We start from the raw sequence: 373 nt of genomic DNA, 5'->3' as shown, positions 1-373 counted from the left end.
TAATCAGGTTGTCAATGGATTTCTAAAAAAGCGTTGAGAATAGCAAAGGCAACCCCATAATTTACCGTGACAATATAAATATACGGAACTGAATGGCTGAGTATGAATAGCTGACCTTATAAACGTGTGAATAAACCACATGCCCAGGGCTTTGACCCTGCAGTTATTTGTAAAAGAGTGGATATCACTCCCGGTCAATCAATATCCGACCCGATTTAATCCGGTGGCACTGGCAAGGTGGCCACACCCGTTCCCATCCCGAACACGGAAGTTAAGCACCTTAGCGCCGATGGTACTGCACGGGCAGCTGTGTGGGAGAGTAGGACGTCGCCGGATTATCTTTTTAAATAGCCCTGATCATTATTTTATAATG

General features: G+C 44.8%; 1 rRNA gene. It reads left to right on the top strand.

Annotated features, from left to right (window positions below):
* The first annotated feature begins 219 nt into the window (after positions 1-219).
* A 5S ribosomal RNA gene (rrf, locus tag ACYQ2M_RS25370) occupies positions 220-336 on the top strand.
* Positions 337-373 lie beyond the last annotated feature (37 nt).

This window comes from Desulfocicer niacini (genome assembly GCF_054657595.1).
The sequence above is the reverse complement of the archived record's forward strand: the minus strand, read 5'-3'. Positions and strand labels throughout refer to the sequence as shown.